The organism is Collinsella sp. AF28-5AC, assembly GCF_003457875.1.
Taxonomy (GTDB): Bacteria; Actinomycetota; Coriobacteriia; order Coriobacteriales; family Coriobacteriaceae; genus Collinsella.
Window position 1 is genome coordinate 129,284 of record NZ_QRTA01000004.1, and the last position, 22,365, is coordinate 151,648.

At 61.2% G+C, this 22,365-nt stretch carries 19 protein-coding genes; 9 read left to right on the forward strand and 10 right to left on the reverse strand.

Going from position 1 to position 22,365, the window contains the following annotated elements; genetic code table 11:
* Positions 1–38: 38 nt before the first annotated feature.
* The 6 genes from DWZ01_RS04675 to DWZ01_RS04700 all read right to left on the reverse strand — a co-directional run bounded on the left by DWZ01_RS04675 (position 39) and on the right by DWZ01_RS04700 (position 4,079).
* Positions 39–755 carry a DUF554 domain-containing protein gene (locus tag DWZ01_RS04675; RefSeq protein ID WP_195363187.1) on the reverse strand — a complete coding sequence of 239 codons (717 nt, stop codon included), beginning with the start codon at positions 753–755 and terminating at the stop codon, positions 39–41.
* Positions 756–873: 118 nt separating this feature from the next.
* Positions 874–2,304 carry a hypothetical protein gene (locus tag DWZ01_RS04680; protein ID WP_117769808.1) on the reverse strand — a complete coding sequence of 477 codons (1,431 nt, stop codon included), beginning with the start codon at positions 2,302–2,304 and terminating at the stop codon, positions 874–876.
* Between the two features lie 18 nt (positions 2,305–2,322).
* Complete coding sequence (locus tag DWZ01_RS04685) at positions 2,323–2,604, reverse strand: hypothetical protein (RefSeq protein WP_035137055.1); 282 nt, start codon at positions 2,602–2,604, stop codon at positions 2,323–2,325.
* Positions 2,588–3,187 carry a hypothetical protein gene (locus DWZ01_RS04690; RefSeq protein WP_117769807.1) on the reverse strand — a complete coding sequence of 200 codons (600 nt, stop codon included), beginning with the start codon at positions 3,185–3,187 and terminating at the stop codon, positions 2,588–2,590. Before DWZ01_RS04690 ends, DWZ01_RS04685 begins: the two co-directional genes overlap by 17 nt.
* Positions 3,188–3,276: 89 nt before the next feature.
* Positions 3,277–3,786 carry a hypothetical protein gene (locus DWZ01_RS04695; RefSeq protein WP_117769806.1) on the reverse strand — a complete coding sequence of 170 codons (510 nt, stop codon included), beginning with the start codon at positions 3,784–3,786 and terminating at the stop codon, positions 3,277–3,279.
* Positions 3,783–4,079 (reverse strand): hypothetical protein, encoded by a 297-nt coding sequence (locus DWZ01_RS04700; protein WP_035137058.1) that lies wholly within the window; start codon positions 4,077–4,079, stop codon positions 3,783–3,785. Before DWZ01_RS04700 ends, DWZ01_RS04695 begins: the two co-directional genes overlap by 4 nt.
* A 345-nt stretch (positions 4,080–4,424) precedes the next feature.
* On the opposite strand from DWZ01_RS04700, the gene DWZ01_RS04705 reads away from it, so the two are divergent.
* Genes DWZ01_RS04705 through DWZ01_RS04715 form a run of 3 tightly spaced genes read left to right on the forward strand, consistent with a single transcriptional unit; the run spans position 4,425 to position 8,050 of the window.
* Entirely contained in the window at positions 4,425–6,026 is a 1,602-nt protein-coding gene (locus DWZ01_RS04705) for an FAD-binding oxidoreductase (RefSeq protein WP_117848250.1), read from the forward strand.
* Positions 6,027–6,028: 2 nt separating this feature from the next.
* Positions 6,029–6,844, forward strand: coding sequence for an electron transfer flavoprotein subunit beta/FixA family protein (locus DWZ01_RS04710; protein WP_117848252.1), 816 nt, complete (start codon positions 6,029–6,031; stop codon positions 6,842–6,844).
* Entirely contained in the window at positions 6,845–8,050 is a 1,206-nt protein-coding gene (locus DWZ01_RS04715) for an electron transfer flavoprotein subunit alpha (protein ID WP_117848253.1), read from the forward strand.
* Here the strand turns inward: DWZ01_RS04715 and DWZ01_RS04720 are convergent.
* Complete coding sequence (locus DWZ01_RS04720) at positions 8,047–8,859, reverse strand: HD domain-containing protein (RefSeq protein WP_117848255.1); 813 nt, start codon at positions 8,857–8,859, stop codon at positions 8,047–8,049. The two genes, DWZ01_RS04715 and DWZ01_RS04720, sit on opposite strands and share 4 nt — an antisense overlap.
* A 162-nt stretch (positions 8,860–9,021) precedes the next feature.
* Between DWZ01_RS04720 and DWZ01_RS04725 the strand changes: the two genes are divergently transcribed.
* The 4 genes from DWZ01_RS04725 to DWZ01_RS04740 all read left to right on the forward strand — a co-directional run bounded on the left by DWZ01_RS04725 (position 9,022) and on the right by DWZ01_RS04740 (position 12,496).
* Entirely contained in the window at positions 9,022–9,678 is a 657-nt protein-coding gene (locus DWZ01_RS04725) for an AzlC family ABC transporter permease (RefSeq protein WP_158549069.1), read from the forward strand.
* Positions 9,668–9,991 (forward strand): AzlD domain-containing protein, encoded by a 324-nt coding sequence (locus DWZ01_RS04730; protein ID WP_117848257.1) that lies wholly within the window; start codon positions 9,668–9,670, stop codon positions 9,989–9,991. Before DWZ01_RS04725 ends, DWZ01_RS04730 begins: the two co-directional genes overlap by 11 nt.
* A 150-nt stretch (positions 9,992–10,141) precedes the next feature.
* A complete protein-coding gene (locus DWZ01_RS04735) occupies positions 10,142–11,164 on the forward strand; it encodes a 2-keto-3-deoxygluconate permease (RefSeq protein WP_117797664.1) in 1,023 nt (340 codons plus the stop codon).
* A gap of 189 nt (positions 11,165–11,353) precedes the next feature.
* On the forward strand, positions 11,354–12,496 hold the full coding sequence (locus tag DWZ01_RS04740) for a diguanylate cyclase (RefSeq protein ID WP_158556996.1): 1,143 nt from the start codon (positions 11,354–11,356) through the stop codon (positions 12,494–12,496).
* Between the two features lie 101 nt (positions 12,497–12,597).
* On the opposite strand, the gene DWZ01_RS04745 is transcribed toward DWZ01_RS04740, so the two are convergent.
* Both DWZ01_RS04745 and DWZ01_RS04750 read right to left on the reverse strand, forming a co-directional pair.
* On the reverse strand, positions 12,598–13,533 hold the full coding sequence (locus DWZ01_RS04745) for a DMT family transporter (RefSeq protein ID WP_117655185.1): 936 nt from the start codon (positions 13,531–13,533) through the stop codon (positions 12,598–12,600).
* Positions 13,534–13,632: 99 nt separating this feature from the next.
* Positions 13,633–17,379, reverse strand: a complete 3,747-nt coding sequence (locus DWZ01_RS04750; RefSeq protein ID WP_117848260.1) for a phosphoribosylformylglycinamidine synthase — start codon at positions 17,377–17,379, stop codon at positions 13,633–13,635.
* Positions 17,380–17,563: 184 nt separating this feature from the next.
* Between DWZ01_RS04750 and DWZ01_RS04755 the strand changes: the two genes are divergently transcribed.
* A complete protein-coding gene (locus DWZ01_RS04755; RefSeq protein ID WP_117848262.1) occupies positions 17,564–19,126 on the forward strand; it encodes a cation:proton antiporter in 1,563 nt (520 codons plus the stop codon).
* A 270-nt stretch (positions 19,127–19,396) separates the two neighbouring features.
* Here the strand turns inward: DWZ01_RS04755 and DWZ01_RS04760 are convergent, their stop codons facing one another.
* On the reverse strand, positions 19,397–20,740 hold the full coding sequence (locus DWZ01_RS04760) for a homoserine dehydrogenase (protein ID WP_117758805.1): 1,344 nt from the start codon (positions 20,738–20,740) through the stop codon (positions 19,397–19,399).
* A 250-nt stretch (positions 20,741–20,990) separates the two neighbouring features.
* Here DWZ01_RS04760 and DWZ01_RS04765 point away from each other — a divergent pair, with 250 nt between their 5' ends.
* The gene (locus tag DWZ01_RS04765) at positions 20,991–22,157 is read left to right on the forward strand and encodes an ABC transporter substrate-binding protein (protein WP_117769794.1); all 1,167 of its coding nucleotides are present in this window, start codon (positions 20,991–20,993) and stop codon (positions 22,155–22,157) included.
* Positions 22,158–22,365: the final 208 nt, after the last annotated feature.

Genomic DNA, 22,365 nt, shown 5'->3' on the forward strand with positions numbered 1-22,365 from the left:
ATCAAACAGGTGTTCGAGATACTGCTGCGTAGATAGATTTAGAACAGGAGGGCGTAGATGACGGCGATGACGACGGAGGGGAGCATATTGGCCGTGCGGAAGGTCTGAGGACGGATGAGGTTGACGCCGACGCAGAAGATGAGCATGGAGCCTACGAGCGAAAGGCTGTCGAGGGCTGCCGTAGTCATGATGGGGGAGAGTGCGCCGGCAAACAGCGTGATCGTCCCCTGGAACACGGCGACGGGCAGGGCGGAGAAAATGCAGCCGCGGCCAAGCGACGCCGTCATGGTGCAGACGATGATGCAGTCCAGCGCGCCCTTGAGGGCAAGCGTGGACCAGTCGCCGAGCAGGCCGTCCTGGATCGATCCCACAATGGCCATAGCGCCGATACACACGGTGAGTGAAGTCGAGACAAAAGCGTTGGTGAACTCGTTATCGCCCTCGCTGCCGGTTTTACGCTTGAGCCATTCGCCAAGGTTCTCAATGGCGGCCTCCAAGTTGATGGCCTCGCCGATGAGCGAACCGAGCGCAAATGAGACGATGAGCATGGTGGTACCGGTGGTCGCTAGCGCCTTTCCATCGATGATGAGCATCTTTTGCATGGTGCCGCCCAGGCCGATAAACAGGACGCACAGCCCCGATGCTTTCATGAGCGTGTCTTGGATGCGCGGTGTAATGAAGCGACCGCCCGCTAATCCCAAAAGACCGCCCGCAACTAAAAGCACAACGTTGATGATTGTTCCCAAGCCCGGCATGAGCCCTCCTGTATTGATGCCAACGTGGCAATCGTAGCAGAACGAAATGCGAGGCACATCGCGACTCATCTAATACGTTATATAAGTGGTGTTAGGAATGATGCGCAGCATTTAAGCCTCAGGTGGTTGTCGGGACATAGGGATAGTATTCAAAGCGCAGTGTCATAAGCCGCTGCGGGAATTCAATAGCCGCGGCGATGATATTGGCATCGCGGGCACGATCAAACCCTTCGAGTTCGATCTGATACGAGACGTCTTGCATAATGTCCAGACGTCGCCAGGCTAGAAGTGTGTCGCCATCGAATTCCAGGGTCTTGCTTCCGTTTGCGGCAACGGCGTATAGACGCAGCTTGGCGGTGGTTGCAGGGTCGACAACTGTGACCTTTTTAATTTCGTTTCGAGTATTCTTGGCGCCCAACAAGGTGAGCAGTGTTGGGGCCACGACCTCGCCCGATGGCAAAAAGACGACTTCGATGGATTCAGGAAATGCGATGATAGCCGACTTGCGGACGGGCTGATTGGCGGCGGCAACTTCGATGTTCGCAGCGTCGATGACCTCTGTGTGGTCGAGCGCGGCAAGCACGCAGCAGTTACCTTCATCGATCTCTTGAGGATCAGCAAGCCCCAGGCTGTCCGCGAGCTCGGGATTGTTTGGATCGGCAGCGGGCTCATTCGGTGCTTCGAAAGAAGCTGGGACGCCGTTTGTCGGCGACGGCGTGTCGCCCGCACCTGCTTCTTTGACCGCGCTCTCCTCTTGTATGGTTGTGTTGATGGGTTCGTCGTTTGGGGGGAGCGTCTTGGCGTCAAGCGCGGAGGGGAGAATTCCGATGGCTCCGGATCCGTTCCACTCCATTTCGAGAAGCGCCGGGTCGGCAAGAATGCGTTGCCTGCTTTGCGCGTGGGCATCGATTTCAATAGGGCCTGCCTCTATCCCTCGTGTAAGACTGAGTGATCCGGCTGGCTTCTCGAAATGAGCGTTTGTGTCCTTGGCGCTGACGGCGTAGAACAGCAGGGACGCTTCTCCCGCCGCGATGGCATCGGTGCCGGCTTTGGTCAGCCGCAACGATGCCGTGAATGAGAGGGTGGGCTGCGCATCGTCTGCATTCGCGGCGGCGCAGCCCAGACATATACCGCCTCCTTTCTCGAAAAACGTACCGTCGAAGGCGACCTTCGCTCCGTTCGCCGAGTCATCGACCGAAGCGATGTCGATGCGCAGCTCTAAATTGCATGGATCGCCATCTGCATCGAGCACAACCGAGCGCCACGTGCAGACGGCGCACCCCGCCTGGGAGCCGTTTGCCTTGTTCGAACGCTTGATATCCACGACTATCGAGCCGTCCGTATTACGACGAAGGCATCCCGAGGTTGAGATCGCGGCCTGTGCGATCGAAAAACGCTTGCACGCAATGGCGCTCGACGGATTTGGTGCGGAACTTAGGGCTGCTGGTAAGGAGTCTGCCATGACGGGAGTCGCCCAAGCGGCGACAGGCGTTCCGGTTGCGAGCGCGCCACAGAGTGCGACGACGGGCAAAAGGTTCTTCGATGCCATGGGGTCTCCTTAGCTAATTTAGTGCGGCCTGTCCGTGTTTTGTTTCTGGCTACGTTTGATGTGCAGACCGAGGCCGGCGGTTCCCGCGCCTGCTGCTGTGGCGCCTGCTGCCAAGAGCCATCGTCTGTCGCCTGTCTGCGCCAACGGTTCTTCGCGGTCGCCGCGGTCGAGCTCCGAGAGGTCGACCGTCACTTGCGTGGCGGCCTGCGCCTGTTCTTGCTGGGCAAAGGCCATGGCTGGCCCAAACGCTAGGATGCTGACGGCGGCGGCCAGGGCGACGGCCTTATGCCGTGTGCGCACCGGGCTCGACCGTCCAGGTGATCGTTGCAACCTGATCACCTTCGCCGGTTACGCGGAAGATGTCGCGCGTGACGCGGGCGACGTTTCCGCTTGTCTTGAGCTTAATTTTGTCCGTGCCGCCGGCAATGCCCTGGTAGCCCATGTCGAAGGCTGCGTTCTTGGAAAGATCGAGGCCTGTCTTCTGCATTGCGGCGCTGGCGTTCTGGAGTGCGCCGTCGGGGCCGACCTTAAAGTCGATGGAGTTCTGTGCGGTTCCGGCCTTGGCGTCGGCAGCAATGGTCCAGGTGTTCATGGCGTCGATCTTCATGTTGGTGACATGGATGCCGTAGGCCGAATGATTGTCGATGGTGGTCGCGTCTTCTGAGGGGCCCTGAAGCGTGCCGTCGGCCTTGGCGACGAAGGGAATAACCGTCGGAACTTTGAACTCAACGTTGTCGATCTCGGTCCTGACCATTACTTTCGTGGTTCCAACGCGCCCGGCTGCCATAGCTGGCGTCGGGGCCGCGCCCATTGCGAGCGCGAGCGCGAGCCCTGCGCCCACGACGAGCGCTCTGGCTCCGTTCATGTTCCTGATGATGTCCATGGTTGTTCCTTTCTATTCGCCGCGGACCGTCCCCGCGATGATTGGACGAATGCTGGTGAATTACGTGCGGTGCCGCGTCGGCCGGAAAGCTAGTTCTCGGCTTGCTCAACCCGTACCTTGACACGTGTCGGATTGCCGTGGCTGTCGAGGGTCTTTGCATCGAGTGCCTGGATCTCGATGTACGCCTCGCCTTCTTTGATGTCGCCGGCGGGGCACGTTTCGATTGTCTTGCCGGTCTCGACCACACCGGATTCGTACATGGTCTCGTCGTTTTGGATGACGCGGAATCGCTGGGGAAATTTATTGTCTTGGACGTTTTGCACGTTGACGCGCAGCTTGCCGTCCTCCTGCAGCTGAGCGACCGGTGCGACCGAAATCGTCATCATGTTGTCGCGGACGATGGCGTCGAGCTCATCTTGGATTTCCTGACGCGTTTTGCCCTCGGCCGTCGTAACCGAAGCGCCCGTCTCGGGTACGGGCTGCGACTGCCAAGCGTATAGTCCTACGGCGACAAGGGCACAGACGATGGCCAAGCAGGCAACGATGAGCTTCCTGCGATGCCCCAGACCTGCAAAGTGGGGCGGCTTCTTCGCGCTCATGCGGCATCCTTGGCGGTATAGACGCGCGCAAAGGTGGACGGGTCCGCTCCAAAGAGCATGTGAAGCATCAGACGGCGCGAGTAGACGAGCTCGTCGAAGTCGGGAGGGAGCTCGATGTCGTGGATATGCGCGATGTGGTGGGCGAGCGCCGAGAACGACTCGGGGTCGCAGATCACATCGGTGGTAACGTGGTAGACCGTCGTATCGGGGAATGCCTCTTCGTCGAAAGGCAGGAGATGGGGATCGTCGTCGACTTCGATGGCGATGCCGTACTGGGGCCAGTAATATGCCATGGGAACCTCCCTGCTTCTGGGCCAAAACTTCTATCGGTTTTGGCTGTCGACGCCGACCTTATCAGCCGCTACTTGACCAATTTCTGACCAAATGCTTGACGGATTGGCGTCTCCGCAGGTAAAAGGCGGCAAAAAATACTCCAACTTTTTTCGAGCGACAATCGCGCGGTCGGCGACGGCGGGGCCATATGTGTCAAAAGCATCGTCTGCCGAGGAAATCAAGCCGCTCGCCGAATTGCACGAACGTAAAAAACGCCAATTATGGAGACGGTCTCGAACACGTCGACGAAACGATGCGGTAACATCTCCCTGCAAACACTGTAGTTAGCTAAAGGGGGAGTTCGCGTGTCTGCAACCATCAAACCCTTCACCGACGAGTTCGAAGAGTATGGCCGCGATGAATCTCGCGCATCGGGCGAGGCCTCGAGCATCTCGTTTCCGACAACGGAAAACGAGGTCCGTGCCATTTTGGAAAAGCTCCATGCCGAGCGTGTTCCGGTAACGGTTCAGGGCGCCCGAACCGGCCTTGCCGCCGGCGCCGTGCCCCACGGCGGGCATATCCTCAATACTTCCCGTATGAATCGCTATTTGGGCCTTCGCCGCGATGAACAAGGCCAATTTCTGCTGCGCGTGGAGCCGGGCGTTGTGCTCTCGGAGCTGCGCAAGCAGCTGAGCAAGAAGGTGCTGCCGACCGCTGGTTGGGACCAGGCATCGCTTGAGGCCTACGAGGAGTTCCAAGAGGCTCCCGAGCAGTTTTTTCCCACCGATCCCACCGAGGCGTCTGCCTGTCTGGGCGGCATGGCGGCATGTAACGCCTCCGGTGCCCGCAGCTACGCCTACGGCCCCATGCGCCCACATATCACGGGACTCCACGTCGTGCTGGCTGATGGCGATTTGCTTGAGCTTCGGCGCGGCGAGGCTTTTGCCCAGGGCCGCCACCTGTCGCTCGTGACGGCAGCGGGCCGTACACTCGAGCTCGATCTTCCCGGCTATACCATGCCCAAGACAAAAAATGCTTCGGGCTATTTCGTTGCTGACGATATGGATGCCATCGATCTGTTTATCGGTGCGTGTGGCACAATCGGTGTCATCACCGAACTCGAGATTGCCCTGCAGGTGGCACCCGCGGTCGTTTGGGGCGTGAGCTGCTTCTTCGACAGCGAAGACAAGGCCGTGTCCTTTACCGATTCCGTGCGTCCCGTGCTGTCCCATGCCGCCGCTATTGAGTATTTCGATGCTGGCGCCCTGGATATCCTGCGTCGCCAGCGCGAGCAGTCGACAGCGTTTGCCTCGCTGCCGGCGCTCGACGACGAGGCAAAGGTCTGTGTCTACGTGGAGCTCGACTGCGATGACGAGGCGCAGGCGACCGAGGAGCTGTACCGCCTGGGATGGGTGCTGGAGTTTGCGGGCGGCCGCGACGATGCGACATGGGTCGCCCGCACCGAAGTCGATCGCGAGTGCCAGCGGTTCTTCCGCCACGCGGTCCCCGAGAGCGTCAATATGCTCATTGACGAGCGTCGCCGCATCGACCCCACCATTACCAAGCTGGGCTCGGACATGTCGGTGCCCAACGCACGCTTGGACGATGTCATCGGCCTTTATCGCCGCACGTTAGCCGAAAGTGGGCTTGAATCTGCTGCCTGGGGGCACATCGGTAACAACCATCTGCATGTGAACATCCTGCCGCGCGACGCGCAGGACTACCGTCGCGGTGGCGAGCTGTTTGCCCAGTGGGCTGCGGAGGTAACGGCTATGGGCGGTGCCGTTTCTGCCGAGCACGGCGTCGGCAAGATCAAGGCGGGCTTCTTAGAGACGATGTACGGTCACGAGGCCATGGTCGAGTCGGCGCGGCTCAAGCTCCAGCTCGATCCCGACGGGCAGCTGGGTCGCGGCAACCTGTTTTCGGAGAAGCTCTTGGATGAGCTCGTCCAGAAAGGGGGCGCGTGAAGATGAGCGATTTCCATATGGTGGTGTGCGTCAAGGCCGTGCCGGGCAGCACCGAGGTCAAGATGGACCCCAAGACCAATACCATCGTGCGCGATGGCAAGCAGGCGGTCATTAATCCCTTTGATGCGAGCGCTTTGGAATGCGCGCTGGCGCTGAAGGACGACTTTATCGGCTTTGGCATGGATGTGCGCGTGACGGTGGTGTCGATGGGCATCCCCGCGACCGAGTCGCTGCTGCGCGACTGCATCGCTCGAGGCGCCGACGACGCGCTGCTGCTGACCGATCGCGCCTTTGCAGGTGCCGATACCCTGGCGACCACCTATGCTCTCAAATGCGGCATCGAGGCACTCGACGAGGACTTCGACCTGCTCATCTGCGGCAAGATGGCGGTGGATGGCGATACGGCCCAGATTGGTCCCGAGCTTGCCGGTGCCTTTGAGATTCCCTGCGTGACCGACGTGAGCTGCGTGCAAAGCGCGGGCTTTACGACGTGTGGCTCGCTGGCGCTCGTTCACGGATGCGATGCCGGCGAGGAGACGGTGTGTCTTGAGATGCCGTGCGCGATGACGACTGCCAAGGAGATTGGCCAGTTGCGTATGCCGAGTATTGCCGGTATTCGCGCGGCGGAGGAGGCGGACGTGCGCGTGGTCAGTGCCGCCGACGTGAACGCCGACCCCGCGCGTTGCGGTCTTGCCGGATCACCGACGCAGGTCGTGCGCTCGTTTGTGCCCGACCGTGACCAAACGTGCGAGGCCGTTGAGGGAACGGCGTCCGAGCAGGCGGTAAAACTTGCCAAGATTATTGAGGGGATGGCATAGATGAGCGGGCTGATTATCGATAGCGAAGCCTGTATCGGCTGCGGTCGCTGCGTTCGCGCCTGCGCCTCGGGCGGCATTGTGGTGGAGGGTGAGCGCCCCAATCGCTGTGCCCGCGTAACCGACGGCTGTATCCTGTGCGGTGGGTGCGTCGACGCCTGCCCCGTCAACGCCATCTCGATTGAGCGCGACGAGGCCGCCGGCGCGGCAGACCTTGACGCATATCGAGACATCTGGATCTTCGTGCAGACTGACGAGCACGATGCCGTTGCATCCGTGGCCTTCGAGCTCATGGGCAAGGGGCGCGAGCTTGCCGATGCCCGCGGCTGCCGTCTGGTGGCACTGGTCGGCATGAGCCCCGAGGGCTCACTCGGGGACCTGGAGCATCTGATTTGCGCCGGTGCGGACGAAGTTCTGGTCTGTCGTGACGAGCGCCTGCGTCAGAACGACGTGGAGGTCTACGCTCGCTTGATCTGCGATTTGGTAGCCGAGCGCAAACCCGAGGCCATCCTATACGGTGCGACCGCTTTTGGCCGCGAACTGGCACCCGGCGTTGCCGTGCGCTTGCAGACGGGCCTTACGGCTGACTGCACCGTACTTTCGATGGATACGGAGACGGGACTGCTGCAACAGACGCGTCCGGCGTTTGGCGGCAACCTGATGGCCACCATCGTCTGCCCCAATCATCGTCCCCAGATGGCAACGGTTCGTCCCGGCATCTTTAAGGCACCCGACTTTGACTACGGCCGTTCCGGTACGATTACCCAGGTATCGCTTGCGGAAGACGCCAAGGCCCGTGTCGAGATCTCGATTCGGGCTGAGGAATGGGGTCAGCAGGCCTCAATTGCCGATGCCGAGCGCCTGGTCGTGGTGGGTCGCGGCATTGGCTCCAAGAAAAACCTGCCGCTGATGCGAAAGCTCGCCGAGGCTCTGGGAGCCGAGCTTGGCTGCACGCGACCTGTCGTGGAGGCCGGCTGGTTGGAGTATCGCCATCAGATTGGCCAGACGGGCGTATCGGTTTCCCCTAAACTTCTCGTGAGTATCGGTGTTTCGGGCGCCATCCAGCATCTTGCCGGTATCGGTGGGGCGGAGTGCATTATCGCCATCAACGAGGACCCGGATGCCCCCATCTTTGGTGCTGCCCAGTACAAGGTTGTCGGCGATGCCGTCGAGGTCGTCGAGGAGCTGCTGGCCCAGCTTGAGCGCTAGGCGCGCGCCAGCCAGTCGCGCATCTCGCCCTTCAGGCGCTCCCAGGTCGCTTGCGTGGCGGGATCGGTAAAGGGGCACGTAATGCCAAAGGGCGCGTCGAGCAGGCGGTAGATATCACCCTGCTCGCGCGCCAGCGCGCGGCTTGCTGGATAGACGAGCTCAAACATAAAGCAGATGAGTCCCACCAGGTAGTCTGCGGGCTCGTCGCGTTCGTCGCGTGCAACGCAGCGGTGCTCGTCAAAGGCGGTAAGCGCCGGTGTCGAGAAGCGGCTGGCGAGAAACGTGTTCTCATCCACCTTGAGGATGGTGTCGACGGTGCTGTCGGCGATGGTGCGCATAATGTCGATCTTGTCGCCATCGCGTACGATATCGCAGAAGCACCGTGTTCGCTCGTCGAGTTGTGCCGGCAGGCGAAAGTCACTGTGATAGGCGATGCTCGCGCGGATGAGCTCGTCGTGCTCTTCGGTCTCGATAAAATCTCGGATGTTTGTTGTGACAGGCGCGTCGTCGGGGTTCTCGCCAAAGAGGACCCCGACGCCCAACGCCGCATGGCTCATGCTTTCGGCATCCTTAAACGTATCCCAGCGTCGCAGCTGCTCAAAGCGGCCCATATCGTGTAGCAGGCCGCAAAGCCATGCCAGGTCAATATCTTCTGACGACCAGCCCTGTTCGTGTGCCACGGCATCGCATGCCTCGGCAACGTGGTACGTATGCTCGATTTTGAGCGCGATGCGTGGGTTAGTGGCGTCGTAGGCATCGGTGTAGCTTTTGAAGGCCGCGCGCGCCCGGTCTCGATCGATAGCTGTCATAATGACTTCCTAAAAAGTTGTGTCTTTCGATCCGGTGGCAATTGTAGGTGAACTCGGTTGCTGTCGGATGATGATTCTGCCGTATCGCTACATGCGGCTCGGAGACCTTGTCAGGATGAGAAGCGTATGGTGCTCAAAATCGTTAGAACCGTCTGGCCGGTGATGCTTACCTATGTTGCAATAGGCGCGCCGTGCGGAATGATCATGGGGCAGACGGGAATGGAACCCTGGATGGTCTTTGCCCTGAGCAGCACGTTTGTGACGGGCAGCGGCCAGTTTATGATCTGCAACCTGTGGCTGGCGGGCGTGCCTGCAGCATCGATCGTCGCGAGCGTTGCTGCCATCTCCTCGCGCTTTGCGCTTTACTCGGCATCGATCGCGCCGCATCTGACGGGTGCCTCGAAGCGTCAGACGCTGGCTGTTGCCGCGACACTTACCGAGGAGGCATATGGCATCTCGCTTGCCAAGTTGGTTGAAGGGGAGGATTGGGGCCCGCGCGAGTCCTTCGTGCTCAACGTGATTCTCATCGCAACATGGGGCGTTTCGTGTACGATGGGCGCCATCGTAGGCGCCGTTGTCGATGTTCCCACCGCCATTGCAGCCTTTGTCTGCACCTCGCTCTTTATCTGCCTGCTCTTTTCGCAGCGGCTGTCGCGCGGCAACGTTGTCGCGGCGGTTTCGGGCGCGGTGTCCGTCGCCGTATGCAAGTTCTTGGGCCTCACGAATATTGCCGTGCCGGCAAGCGTCGTGGCCGGCATTGCCATTGCGTTGGCGTGCGATGCTGTATTTGACGGAAGAGGTGCCCGCGATGCCCGTTAACGAGTTCTTGGTTCTGTGGCTGTCGTCGTGGGCTGCTATCGCGTTCTTTCGCATCGCGCCGGCGCTCGCCTTGCGCGGGCGGACCCTGTCGCCCCGCGTTACCGAGGCCCTGGGCTATATCCCGCCCGCCGCCTTTGCCGCGCTGGTCGCCAACGACTTGGTGAGCCCCGGCGCGTTCGACGCGGGACTCTGGCCTGCCTTGGTTCCCTGGATTGCGGCCGCCGGCGTCGTGGTCGTGGCGGTCAAGACAAAATCGATGCTGTGGTGCTGCGTCTCGGGCATCGTACTCTATATTGTCTTGAGCCTTATATAGGGGTGGCGTCGCGGGCGCCGAATCTCGTTCCATCCCAACTCGTCGGATTTTTCACCGAGCTGGTCTATTTCTTCTGGTACCATGGTCAAACTTTACTGTAGCAAAGCGTGACGTGGGCTTTTGTACCCCGTCAGCGGAAATGGGGGTTTCATGGCACAGGAAGCGACCGCCAACGAGCAAAAGAAATTCAAGGTCCCGCGCATCCCGGGCGACATCATGATCTATCCGATGATCGTCGGTCTTTTGCTCAACACCTTCTGCCCGCAGGTTTTTGAGATCGGCGGCTTCTTTACGGCTGCCTGCCGCGGTGGCTCCAATACCATCGTCGCCGCGATCCTGCTGTTTGTGGGCGCCGGCATCAGCTTTAAGTCCACGCCGGGTGCCATCAAGACCGGTATCGTCGTGCTGATCCCCAAGCTGGTCGTCGCAGCGGCTCTCGGCCTGGGCGTGGCATATTTCTTTAACGACAACTTCCTGGGTCTGAGCTCCGTGTCTATCATCGGCGGCATCACGTTTTGCAACATGGCGCTCTATACGGGCATCATGGGCGAGTTCGGCGATGAGTCCGAGCAGGGCGCCGTCGGTATCCTGTTCTTTACGGCTGGCCCCGCCGTCACGATGATCATCCTCGGTGTTTCCGGCCTCGCCAACATTCCCATTGGCACCATTATCGGCTCCATCTTGCCACTCGTTATCGGCATGGTTCTGGGCAACCTGTTCCCGTTTATCAAGAACCTGCTGGTTCCCGGTGCCAATCCCGCGATTGCCGTCATCGGATTTCAGCTCGGTGCGTCCATGAGCCTGTCGAGCTTTATCACCGGCGGTATTTCCGGCATCTTGCTGGGCCTTGTCACGCTGTTTGTCGTCGGTCCCATCACCTTTGCGTTCGAGCGTCTGTGCGGCGGCAATGGCAAGGCCGCTGTGGCTTGCTCCACCATTGCCGGCACGGCTATGACCACGCCGGTTGCTCTTGCTGAGGTCGCGCCGCGCTATGCCGAGCTTGCGCCCACCGCGTATGCGCAGATCGCCACCGCCGTCATCATCACGGCCATCATGGCCCCGATTCTGACCGGCTGGGTCGATAAGAAGTTCTGCCACGGCGAAGAGGATCTGTCGGTCGAAGGCGTCGAGGCTATTGAGGAGGCCGTCGCGACCGACATCGACGGCGAGTAATCGTCGACGCGAGTCAATCAAGCCGGCGTGTGCAATTCGCGCCGTATGGGCGCCCGAACGAGAGCTGTCTTGCAGTGGCGTTCGGGCGCTCTGCTATTATTCCCTATACCCCTGCGGAGTAGGGGTGTTTATTGCCCAGGCACGAATCGGGCGATTCTGACCACTTGGATATTGAAGGGATGGCGTCTAGTGGTTAAGGCACTCAAGATTGAGATATTCGTGCTATGCATGATTGTTCTTATCGGGCTTGCCGTGCGAAGTCGTCGCTCCTTGTTCTCGAGTACCCAGCAGCTATTGTTTAGCATGCTTGGCTACACCTCTGCCGCGTACATATTATTCGATATGATCTGGACGCTTTCGGACGGTGTGGACGGCACGTTGGGCATTGCTGCCAACTGGATTTCCAACGCGGTTTCGTTTTCGCTCTTTGCTATCGCGTGTCTCATTTGGTTTATCTATTCCGAGACGGTGCAGGGTTCTCGCCTTTTGACCTCGCGCTATAGGGTGGTGCTTGTAGCGTTGCCTACGGCTCTGGTGGTCGTGCTGGCGTTTACCAGTTACTGGACGCATGCCCTGTTCTATATCGATTCGCAGGGCGTGTATCGTCGCGGTTTTGCCTATATGATCCAGCCCATCGTCAGCTACTGTTACGTTATACATACGTCCCTGCATGCATTTGTGCAATCTCGCAGGGTCGAGAGCCTGCAGACGAAGGCCATCTATCGAACCTTGGCATTTTTCGCCATTCCGGCCCTGGTGGGCGGTACCTTTCAGGTCGTATACTCGGTGCCCGGCCTTTGTGTCGGCATAATGATTAGCATGTTGCTGCTCTACATCATCTACCAGGAGCAGCTCATCTCGACCGACCCGTTGACTGGACTTAACAATCGCAACCGTTTTGAGACCTATATGCTGTCGCTCTTCTCAAATGTGGATCAGGCCGAAGATGTATATCTGCTTATGATGGACGCCGACGGCTTTAAGCAGATTAACGATCGCTATGGGCATGTGGAGGGCGACCACGCTCTTCAGGTCATATCCGCTGCGCTCAAAGAAGTCTGCTCGGCGTCTGGCGGCTTTATCGCACGTTATGGTGGCGATGAGTTCGTGGTGCTCCAAAAGGCAGTGGCGGAACAGGATATCATGCATCTGTGCGCGACAATCAACGATGAGCTCGCGCGCGCCGAGGTTCCGTATCTGTTGCGGATGTCCATCGGCTACGCACGGGTTGGTGATGGCGTCGATACCTGGCAAGACTTGCTTCGTGCTGCCGATGCGGAGCTCTACCGCGTCAAGGCCGAGAAAAAGAAAGCCGGCGTCCAGATACGCTAGAAATAGGGGCGCACGCTTGCGTGCATGGTGGCCCTCGGCTCTCCGATGTATTCCATTAAACTAAAGTATGTGAATCCCCTCTGCTAAATAAGGGCAGTTCGCTAGGCCTTTTTAGGCCTGTTGACGATGATGATGCCGCCGCAGACCAACAGCAGGGCAACTATAACGGTAACGGGGCTCGTGCCGGCGCCCTCGCCGAGCAGCAGTGCACTCAGCAGCACACCAAAGACGGGGTTCATAAACCCAAAGACCGAGACGCGGCTGACGGGGTTGACGGCAAGCAGGCGCGACCATAGCGAGTACGCGATGGCGGAGATGAGTGCCATATAGATAATGAGCGCGATGGCGGGGATGATCGCGGTGGGGGAGAGCGCGCCGCCCATCAAAAACCCGATGGCGGTGAGGACCAGGCCGCCGACCAAGAACTGCCACCCGGCAAGCAAGACACCGTCGTGCTCGCGCGAGAAGATGCCGATCAGGCAGGTCGACAGGGCACCCGCGACGGTGGAGGCCAGGATAAAGCCCTCGCCGTCGAGCGTAAAGCCAAAGGTGCCGTCCGCGCCCGAGAGGTTGACGAGCGCGACGCCGGCAAAGCCCAGTACACAGCCGAGCACCTTGGCCGCATCGAGCTTTTCGGTGCGAAACGCCAGGGCGGCAAAGAGGATTGCGAGGAAGTTGGCGCTGGCCTCGATGATGGAGCTCGACATGGCACTGGCGCGCGAGAGTCCCAGGTAGAAAAAGAAGTACTGCCCGATAGTCTGGAAGAGTGACAGGATGCAGATGGGCTTGATATCGCGTACCTGTGGGACGAGCGGGCGGCGCTGAGCTGTGCTCATACCGACGATAACCAGGATGCCGGCAAGCGTGAAGCGCAAACCTGCAAAGAGTAGCTGCGAGGCGCTATCGTGCGCCGGGATCCCAAAGAGTGCGTAGCCGATCTTGATGCAGGGAAAGGCCGATCCCCAGAGTGCACAGCAAACAAGACAGCCCAGGATGAGTCCGGGCAGGGTGGCGAGATACGGCTTGCGGCTTTCCATGATGTCCTTCCTACATGCGCGAAGCAAAAAAGAACCCGCCACCGGATGTGTCGGTGGCGGGTGTTGTTACCCGAGGGGATTGTACCCGATGGGAAAGGTTTAGGCGAAGTAGGCTACGCCGCTCTCAAAGATCGGCATGAACTTGTCGCCGGGGACATGCTCGGGCACGTTGCGGTACAGGTTGTCGCCGCGACGCTCGGCATGGCCCATCTTGCCCAGGACACGGCCGTCGGGGCTCGTGATGCCCTCGATGGCGAGTGCGGAGCCGTTGGGGTTGACGGAAAGGTCCATGCTGGGCTTGCCGTCCTCGCCCACGTACTGCGTGGCGACCTGGCCGTTGGCGATCAGCTGGGCGAGCACCTCGTCGTTGGCGACAAAGCGGCCCTCGCCGTGGCTGATGGCGACGGTGTAGGGGTCGTCGAGGCTGCACTGCGACAGCCACGGGGACAGGTTGGACGAGATGCGGGTGCGCACCAGGCGGCTCTGATGGCGACCGATGGTGTTGAACGTCAGCGTGGGCGCATCGGGCGTGGCGTCGACGATATCGCCGTAGGGCACCAGGCCGAGCTTGACCAGGGCCTGGAAGCCGTTGCAGATGCCCAGCATCAGGCCGTCGCGGGCCTTGAGCAGGTCGCGAACTGCCTCGGTGACCTCGGGGGCGCGGAAGAACGCCGTGATGAACTTGGCGGAGCCGTCGGGCTCGTCGCCGCCCGAGAAGCCGCCGGGGATCATGACGATCTGGCTTTGGCGGATGCGACGGGCAAGCTCGTGGGTGCTTTCGGCGACGGCCTCGGGCGTGAGGTTGTTGATCACGAAGGTGTCGGCCTCGGCACCGGCGGCGCGGAAGGCGCGGGCGCTGTCGTACTCGCAGTTGTTGCCGGGGAAGACGGGGATAATCACGCGCGGGCGGGCGATCTTGGCGCCGCCGTACACGTGGATATCCTTGGCGCGATAGTCGACGGTCTCGACCTCGGGGGTCTCGCCGGCGCTGCGGTAGGTGAAGACGCCCTCGATGCCGCTCTCCCAGGCCTCCTGGAGCTCGGAGAGTTCGATGACTTCGGAACCGGTGTCGATGACATAGCCCTCGACGGTGGTGCCCAGGGGCTCGACGACAACGCCGTCGGCGACCTCGGGCAGCTCGGCATCCTCGGCGAGCTCGACAATAAAGCTGCCGTAGAGCGGGGTGAAGAGGCTCTCCACGTCTACATCCTCGGCAAGCTCGATACCGATCTGGTTACCGACGCACATCTTAAAGAGGCTCTCGGCGCCGCAGCCGTAGCCGGGCGTGGAGATGGCCAGGGCGTTGCCGGTAGCAGTGAGCGCCTCGACGGCGTCAAACGCGGCGAGCAGCTGCTGAGCATCGGGGCGGTAGTCCTCGCCATAGGTGGCGGGGGCGATGCGGACGACGCGGTGCGTGAGGCCCTTGAACTCGGGCGAGACGGCGCGGGCGGCCTTGCCCACGGCCACAGCGAAGCTGATCAGGGTCGGCGGAACGTTGAGCTCGCCGGCCTCGTCCTCAAACGAACCGCTCATGGAGTCCTTGCCGCCGATGGCGCCGGCACCCAGGTCGACCTGGGCCATAAGGGCACCCAGGACGGCAGCCATGGGCTTGCCCCAGCGCTCGGCCTCGGTGCGCAGGCGCTCGAAGTACTCCTGGAAGGAGAGGTAGGTGCGCCTGTGCTCAAAGCCGGCGGCAACGAGCTTGGCGATGGACTCGACCACGGACAGGTAGGCGCCCGCAAACTGGTCGGCCTCCATCAGATAAGGGTTGAAGCCCCATGCCATGGCGCTCGCCGTGGTGGTCTCGCCGTCCACGGGGAACTTGGCGACCATGGCCGAGCTCGGGGTGAGCTGCGTCTTGCCGCCAAAGGGCATGAGCACGGTCGCGGCGCCGATGGTGGAGTCGAAGCGCTCGGAAAGGCCCTTGTTGGAAGCGACGTTGAGGTCGGTGACGAGCGAGGTCATGCGCTCGGCGAGCGTGGTACCGGCCCAGCTGGGCTGCCACACACTGCGGGCGCAGACGTGGGCGACCTGGTGCTTGGGCGCACCGTTGGAGTTGAGGAACTCGCGGGACAGATCGACGATGGCGACGCCGTTCCAGGCCATGCGCATGCGCGGCTCGGCGGTAACCTCGGCGATAACGGTCGCCTCCAGGTTCTCCTCGGCGGCGTAGCCCATGAACTCCTCGACGTCACCGTCGGCGACGGCGCAGGCCATGCGCTCCTGGGATTCAGAGATGGCGAGCTCGGTGCCGTCAAGACCGTCGTACTTTTTGGTCACGGTATCAAGGTCGACATACAGGCCGTCGGCAAGCTCGCCTACGGCGACCGAGACACCGCCGGCGCCAAAGTCGTTGCAGCGCTTGATCAGACGGCAGGCATCGCCGCGGCGGAACAGGCGCTGCAGCTTGCGCTCGACCGGGGCGTTGCCCTTCTGGACCTCGGCGCCCGATGTCTCGATGGATTCGGTGTTCTGGGTCTTGGAGGAGCCGGTGGCACCGCCGATGCCGTCACGGCCGGTGCGGCCGCCCAACAGGATGATCTTGTCGGTGGGGGCGGGGCACTCGCGACGCACGTGGTTTGCCGGGGTAGCGCCCACGACGGCGCCGACCTCCATGCGCTTGGCGACGTAGCCGGGGTGATAGAGTTCGTTGACCTGACCGGTGGCAAGGCCGATCTGGTTGCCGTAGCTGGAGTAGCCGGCGGCAGCAGTGGTCACGAGCTTACGCTGCGGCAGCTTGCCCTCGAGCGTCTCGGACACGGGGACGGTGGGGTCGCCGGCGCCGGTAACACGCATGGCCTGGTACACGTAGCTGCGGCCCGACAGCGGGTCGCGGATGGCACCGCCCACGCAGGTGGCGGCACCGCCGAAGGGCTCGATCTCGGTCGGGTGGTTGTGGGTCTCGTTCTTAAAGAGGAACAGCCAGTCCTGGTCCTCGCCGTCGACATCGACCTTCACCTTGACGGTGCAGGCGTTAATCTCCTCGGACTCGTCGACATCGGTCATGACGCCGGTCTTCTTGAGGTACTTGGCGCCGATGGTGCCCATGTCCATGAGGCAGACGGGCTTGGTGTCGCGACCGAGTTCGTGGCGCATCTCCATGTAGCGGTCGAAGGCCTGCTGCACCACGGCGTCGTCGATCGTCACGTCGTCCAGGACGGTGCCGAAGGTGGTGTGGCGGCAGTGATCGGACCAGTAGGTGTCGATCACGCGGATCTCGGTGATGGTGGGGTCGCGATCCTCATCGCGGAAGTACTGCTGGCAGAAGGCGATGTCCGCCTCGTCCATGGCAAGGCCGCGCTCGGAAATAAAGGCGGCAAGGCCGGCTTCGTCGAGCTCGCGGAAACCGTCGAGCACCTCGACGGGCTGGGGCTCGGGGGTCTCCATGTACAGCGTCTCGGGCAGGTCGAGCGAGGCGATGCGCGCCTCGACGGGGTTCACCACGTAGTGCTTGATGGCATCAATGGCGGCCTCGTCCAGAGCGCCCGAGATCATATAGACCTTGGCGGAGCGCACGGCGGGGCGCTCGCCCTGGCTGATGAGCTGCACGCACTCGCTGGCGGAGTCGGCGCGCTGGTCAAACTGGCCAGGCAGGAATTCGACGGCAAAGACGGCGCCATCGCTTGCGGGGAGCTCGTCGTAGGTCACATCGACCTGGGGCTCGCTAAAGACGGTCGGCACGCAGGACCGGAAAAGCTCCTTGTCGATGCCCTCGACGTCGTAGCGGTTGATAATCCTCAGGGCCTCGATGCCCTTGATGCCGAGAATTTCGGTCAGCTCGCCCTTGAGCTGCTGAGCCTCGACGTCGAACCCGGGTTTCTTCTCCACGTAGATACGAGAGACCATTGGTTCCTGCCTTCCTGATCGGTTGGGCGTACGGTACGGTATGCGGCAGCGGTCGGTTTGCGGGGTCTGCCCTGCGGTCGCCTTGAGCCACATGTTTGTAAACCTCACTATGATACGACAGCTCGCGGCGCGTTGAGGACGGCGAGGGTGCTACAGTGAAGCGCAAACAAGAGAAAGGCATCACATGGCATTCGTTTCGCTCGCCATCATCGCACTCGTGGCCTTTGCGAGTCCTTTTATCGCCTCGGCGATTCCCGGAAAACCCGTTCCCGAGACGGTCTTTTTGCTCGTGCTCGGCGCGGTACTGGGACCCCATATGCTCGGCGTCATCCATGTAGATGCTGAGGTCTCGCTTGTGTCCGAGCTGGGCCTGGCCTTTTTGTTCCTGCTTGCCGGCTTTGAGATCGACCCCAAGAGCATCACAGGCGTCGAGGGGCGCTACGGCTTGGCGACGTGGGTCGTCACGTTTGGTATCGCCTGGCTTGCCGTGCGCTTTACCCCGTGGTTCTCAGTCAGTCATTTCGACGGTATCGCCGTGACGCTTGCCCTCACTTCGACGGCGCTCGGTACGCTTGTGCCCATCATGCGTGAGCGCTCGCTCACCGGCACGCGCGTGGGCGACTCGATTCTCGCGTATGGCACTTGGGGCGAGCTCGGTCCCGTGCTCGCCATGTCGGTGCTGTTGTCTGCCCGCACTGGTATCCAAACGCTCGTTATCCTTGGCTTGTTTGCGGTGGTTTGCGTGTTGCTGGCCGTGGTCCCGAGCCGCTCCAAGCGCGTCGGCAGCCGCTTCTTTGCATTTGTTGAGGAGCGCGCCGATACCACGTCGCAGACCTTCGTGCGCCTGACGGTGCTCATCCTGGTCACGCTCGTGGCATTCTCGGCTGTCTTTGATCTCGACATCGTGTTGGGTTCTTTTGCCGCCGGCTTTGTCCTGCGCTATATCATCCCCGAGGGCAACCATACGCTCGAGACCAAGCTCGACGGTCTGGCCTACGGTTTTTTGATTCCGGTGTTCTTTACCGTATCGGGCGCAAAGATCGATCTGACGGCCGTGGCGTCGCGCCCGGGTCTGCTCGTGGGCTTTATCGTGGCGTTGTTGATTATTCGTGCCGTGCCCATTCTTATTTCCATGAGCATTTGTCCTGCGACGCGCGATGTGTCGGCGTATGGTCGCATTACCGTGGCCCTGTACTGCACCACGGCGCTGCCGATCATCGTTGCCGTTACGAGCGTTGCCGTCAACGCGGGCGCGCTGTCGCAAGATATTGCGTCGGTCATGGTTGCCGCCGGTGCCATCACGGTGTTCTTGATGCCATTGCTCGCGCAGCTCTTCTACCGCGTGGTGGATGCCGCACCGGTCGCCGCCGTGGCAGAGGTTGCCGAGCATCCATCCGATGCGCTCGACATCTTGCGCGCCCACCACGACCTAGCGAGCTTGCTCGCGCGCGAGCACGAGCTGCTGACCTCGCATGGCCATGGTCGCGTATTCGAGGGCCTGCCTACGCTCGATACGATTGCCGAGCGTCTTTCCGCCGAGGCAGCGAGCGGCCACATCGATGCCCGCATCGTGGACGCGGCGCACCTGCTTGCCGATAAGACCTATGGAGACGAGGTCGACCCGTCCGAGCTGACTCCGCGTGAGCGCCGCCGCCTGGAGCGCGCCAAGCTCGCTGTGCGCGAATACCGCCGTCGCATGCTGGAGCTCTATGCAAGAGAAGAAGCCGAGGACGACGACGGCAGGTAGCCAACGCCGCCGCGGAAAATGCATCCCGGAATTGGCGTCCAGAGTGGGACGTGCTTTCCGCGAGAGGCCCGTTGCGGAAAGCGTGTCCCAGAATCCGCGCCCAGAATGGGACATAGTTTCCGAAAAAGGCCCTGAGGGAAGCTTCGCCCCGTTCTGAGCTGAAATACCGGGACGCAGCTTCCCCTGCAAACAGAAGAAGGCGCGCTGCCTGTGGTTGATGCAGGCAGCGCGCCTTTTGCGTTGAGCTTCGTTGAGGTTCGAAGTAGTGGACTAGTTGGCCATGACGCCTTCGGTCCAGGCCTCAACGTCCTCGATGCGCAGGACGTTGGCGACCTCGGCCACGCAGTCGACGCTGGCAAGCTCGGCGGCGGCAGCCTGGACGTCCTTCTCGAGCGCGCGGTGCGTCAGGAAGATGACCGAGCAGGCATCGCTGACGCCCGGCTTGCCGTCCTCGACCTGGTTGATGAGCGAGATCGAGATGTTGTGCTTGGCAAAGATGTCGACCGTCTCGGACAGGGCGCCCACGCGGTCGGCGACCTTCAGGCGCACATAGTACTTGGTCTGGAGCTCGTCCATAGGCTTAAAGGCGAGGTTGTGACCATAGGGCTCAATCTCGGGCAGCGGAGCCACGCCGCGGCTGATCTGCTCGGAGAGCGACAGGATATCGCCCACGACGGCGCTCGCGGTGGGGAAGGAGCCTGCGCCGGCACCGTAGAACATGGTTTCGCCCACGGCGTCGCCTACTACGTAGACGGCGTTCATGGCACCGTTGACCTTGGCGAGCATGTGGTCGGCGGGGATCAGCGTGGGATGCACGCGGACGTCGACGCCGGCGTCGGTGTTGCGGGCGATGCCGAGCAGCTTGATGGTGTAGCCGAGCTCGCGGGCCTGGGCGATGTCCTCGGCGCCGATGGTGCGGATACCCTGCTGGTACACATCGTCGGTGGTAACGCGGGTGCCAAAACCGATGGAAGCGAGGATCGCCGTCTTGCTGGCGGCATCGAAGCCGTCGACGTCGGCGGACGGGTCGGCCTCGGCATAGCCCTTGGCCTGTGCGTCGGCGAGCACATCGGCGTAATCGGCGCCTTCGGCATCCATGCGCGACAGGATATAGTTGGTGGTACCGTTGAGAATACCGGCGATGGTCAGGATCTTGTTGCCCACCAGGTCGTGCTCGAGCGTGCTCACGATGGGGATGCCGCCGCCGCAGCTGGCCTCGCACTTAATCTGCACGCCGCACGCGCGCGCCTTCTCGGCGAGCGTCTCGACATGGCGGCCCAGCAGGGCCTTGTTGGCAGAGACGACGTGCTTGCCGTTCTCGAAGGCAGTGGTGAAGATCTCGGTTGCGGGATGCTCGCCGCCGATCAGCTCGACGACGATGTCGACGGCGGGGTCGGCGACGACGTCATGCCAGTCACTCGTAAAGGCCTCGCGCTCAATACCGGCTGCTTCGGCCTGCTCCCAGGCAAGCGCGCAGGCGCGGGTCAGCTTAAGGTCGATGCCGTAGGCTGCCAGGTACTCATCGTGGTGGCTCTTGATCAGACGGGCCACGCCGCCGCCGACGGTTCCCAGACCGATCAGACCGACGTTCACGGTGCGCAGGGGTTCGCTCATAGATAGCTCCTTGGTGCATCTTATGGATGGATTAACCGCTTAAAGGTTGAGTGCATTCTAGCGTGAACCGAGAGCGCGTGCTCGCCAGGCAACAGGAGTCGCACAAAACGGCACCCCCGAAACGCTGCGGAAACATTGGAAACATGCTCGCTACAAACGGAACTCCGTAACAAACTGTCAACGTTTGCACCATAAGGTTTGCCCTGTACCGCAAGACGGCCGCACCGCGGCCAGCGAAAAGGGGGATACCATGTTTAGCATCAATAACGTACTTAACCGCAGGAGTTTCTTGGCTGGTGCCGCGGCGTTCGGTAGCACCGCGGCACTCGCTGGTTGCTCGTCGGGTGGCTCGGACGGCGGCTCCGCCGATGACGGCAAGACCTTCAAGATTGGTGTCATCGGCCCTCTGACCGGCGCCGCGGCAACCTATGGCGTTTCGGCCGAGAAGGGTGCCAAGCTCGCCGCCAAGGATTTTTCGACCAAGGACCTCAAACTCTCGCTTAAGTCCGAGGACGACGTCGCTGACGGCGAGAAGGCCATCAACGCCTTCAATACCCTGTGCGACTGGGGCATGCAGGCGCTCGTCGGCCCCGTCACGACCGGTGCTGCCGTCGCCGTCTCGGGCGAGATCGCCGACGATATGCTCATGGTCACGCCCTCGGCCTCGTCGCTCGACGTCACCAAGGACAAGACCACGGTTTTCCAGGTTTGCTTCACCGATCCCACCATGGGCGCCAGCGCCGCAAAGTTCTTGGCCGAGAAGTACGCGGATGCCAAGATCGCCCTGTTCTACAACTCCGGCGATACGTATAGCTCGGGCGTTGCCGACGCTTTTGCCGAGCAGGCCAAGGCGTCCAAGCTCGACATCGTCGATACCGAGACCTTTAAGGACGACTCTTCCACGAGCTTTACCAACCAGCTCACCAAGGCCAAGGAGTCCGGCGCCACGCTCATCTTTGCGCCGATCTACTACACGCCGGCGTCCGTTTTGCTCAAGAACGCCAAGGACATGGGCTACGACATGACCCTCATGGGTACCGACGGCATGGACGGCCTGCTCTCTGTGGAAGGCTTCGATACCTCTCTTGCCGAGGGCGTACTGCTCATGACCCCGTTTTCGGCTGACGATGAGAAGAATGCCGACTTCGTCAAGGCCTATAAGGATGCCTACGACGAGACGCCCAACCAGTTTGCCGCCGATGCCTATGACTGCGTCCACGCGATTGTCGAGGCCATCGATAAGGCAGACATTGACATTACGGCCGACGGCGCCGACATTGCCGGCGACCTTGCCAAGGCCATGCGCAAGATCAAGATCGAGGGCCTGACGGGCGAGTTGACGTGGAACGACAAGGGCCAGGTTGAAAAGCCCGCTACGGCCTATGTGATTCAGGACGGCAAGTACATCGCCGCCTAGGTGCGTACAAAACGCGACCGGTGAGGGTGTTTTAATCAGGGCAGGGGCGCTTGTAACAGAATGGAAATATTACTTTCACACAATAAAGTGGCTAAACTGCATAAATCGATAGAAATACGCATAATTATGGATAAATGGACAAAACAAAAGAAAAGTTGAAATAATCGTCACTTTTCTCAACTAAAGCGTCTACTATTTTGCGAACGCC